The 2,258-nt window shown below is 73.9% G+C and carries 1 protein-coding gene; it reads right to left on the bottom strand.

Features of this window, described 5'->3' with window-relative positions:
- Positions 1-182 precede the first annotated feature (182 nt).
- The gene (locus GUY61_RS37690) at positions 183-1,628 is read right to left on the bottom strand and encodes an FG-GAP-like repeat-containing protein (RefSeq protein ID WP_166634789.1); all 1,446 of its coding nucleotides are present in this window, start codon (positions 1,626-1,628) and stop codon (positions 183-185) included.
- Between the last annotated feature and the right edge of the window lie 630 nt (positions 1,629-2,258).

Raw genomic sequence — 2,258 nt, 5'->3', positions numbered from 1 at the left:
CCCCCGGGGTAAGGGGCGGGCATTGGGTCCGAGCTGTGACATCCCCTAGGGGAACCCCGGTGGGACAGCCCCCGGGGTTGACGCCGGCCCGGGGTGTGCCGGCCGGGGCCCGGCCCGGGCCGGCGCCGGGGTGAGCCCTGGGGCCCGCCGGCGCCGGCCACGGGGCCGCCCACGCCGTTCCGTCAGCCGGCGATGACGGCGCTGAACTCCGGGGTGCCGTCCGTGCTGACCCCGGCGGCGGACGCCGAGATCGCCCGGGCGCCGGTCGTGGAGATCTTGGTGCCGTTGGAGGTCAGCACGGTCAGTGATCCGTTGGTGTTCTCGTAGTTGGAACCGACCGAGAGGTCGTCCTTGCCGTCGCCGTTGAGGTCGCTCAGGAAGACCTCACCGCCGAACATGTCGCCCTTCTCGTCGGTGTCGGGGACGCCGCCGGTGCTCTGGGCGAAGTACTGGACGTTCGCGGACTTCTGGAGGCCGCTCGCGCCGCCGTACATGACGACGGCGGCTCCCGTGTCCGCGACCCCTGAGAGGTCCTCCTTCGGCGCGCCGATGGCGAGGTCCGCGTACCCGTCGCCGTTGACGTCGCCGAGCGTGACCTCCCAGCCGAACATGTCGCCGGCCTCGGAGGAGCCGGGCACCGTGCCAGACTCCTGGGTGACGGACGTCCCGGCGGCGCCGGGGCCGTCGGCCGCGCCGTAGCGGATGTTGACCCTGCCGCCCTTGGTGCTTCCCGGCACGCCGGTGTCCCAGGACATACCGGTGACCAGATCGCCGTAGCCGTCGCCGTTGATGTCGCCGATCGCGGAGATGACCCCGCCGGACAGCTTCTCGGTGGCGTCCCGGAGGCCGGTCGTGGCGCCGGGCAGGAAGTAGTTCGCGTTGTACGTCGTGGACGCGTCGTCCTCGAAGCCGTTGACGACCAGATCGGTCCGGCCGTCGCCGGTGACGTCGCCCGCGGTGAGCTTCAGGACGCCGGCGTCGCTAGCGCCGATGATCGGGGCGGTGGCCGTCGACTTGAGACCGACCGCGCCCGACTTGGCGATGCCCGCCCTGAACTCGCGCAGCGTGTTCGAGGTGTCGCCGGTGACCAGGTCGTCCTTGCCGTCGCCGTCGAAGTCGCCGGCCGCGACGTCGGTGCCGAACTGGTCGTGCTTGGTGGGGGCGGGGTCGGCGATGGTGGTGCCGCCGGCCAGGCCGGCGGCGGAACCCCAGATGATCTGGGCGGTGCCGCCGTCGGTGTCGCCGTTCATGTCCTCGTACGGCGCGCCCACGGCGAGGTCGGAGTACCCGTCGCCGTTGAAGTCGCCGTTGGCGGTCGCCATGCCGAAGAGGTCGTTGGTCTCGGCGCTGCCGGGCACGCCGCTGGTGTTCTGCGTGATGGTGGTGCGGCGGGAGGCGTCGATGCCGGACGCGGAGCCGTAGAAGACGGTGACCTGGCCCGCGCGCTTCTTGCCGGCGACGGTGGCCTGGGGGGAGGAGACGGCGAGGTCGTGGTAGCCGTCGCCGTTGAAGTCGCCCCGCAGGCCTGAGCCTGCGGCGAGGGCGGTACCCGCGCCGGCGGAGAGCAGGCCGCCCGTCAGCGCGGCGACGGCCGTGGTGGCCAGGGCGATACGGAGGTGCTTGTGCATGCGGGGTTCTCCTGCTGCATACCGGGATGCCTGGGGCTCCCGATTCGATGGGGGTGCGACCGTGTCCGCGTTCCGGGCGCCGCGCTCCGGTCGCGAACGCAAGACCACCGCCGGGGCCCAAGGGTTGTACGGGACAGGGGACTGGTGACGTGGCGCTTGGGACCGGTCCCAGGGACCGGTGTCCGTGGCCTCCGGGCGGTGGTGCGGGACCCGGCAGGCTCCGGGGCGGCGGCGGTGCCGGGTGGTGGTGCGTGCGGGAGGCAGGCTCCGGGGCGGCGGCGGTGCCGGGTGGTGGTGCGTGCGGGAGGCAGGCTCCGGGGCGGCGGCGGCGGTGTCTCCGGCGGCGGTGTCTCCGGCGGCGGTGTCTCCGGCGGTGGTGCGGGAGCGGCTGTGCGGGGCGGCGGCGGTGGTGCGGGAGCCGCTGTGCCGGGCGGCGACACGGCCCGCGTCGCGGTGGCGGGACCGTCCGCCGACCCGCACCGGCACCCGGGAGGGGCCGGGGGGAAGGGCTCAGCCGAACACGGACGTGCTGAAGGTGAGGACCGGCTCGTCCTCGTAGCCGCGCTTCGTCCCCGCGTACAGCGCGATCACGTCCTCGGACTCCTCCCGGTGGGTGCGGACCACGAGGTC

Origin of the sequence: Streptomyces sp. GC420, from assembly GCF_009916105.1 — a bacterium.
Classification (GTDB): Bacteria; Actinomycetota; Actinomycetes; order Streptomycetales; family Streptomycetaceae; genus Streptomyces.
The sequence above is the reverse complement of the archived record's forward strand: the minus strand, read 5'-3'. Positions and strand labels throughout refer to the sequence as shown.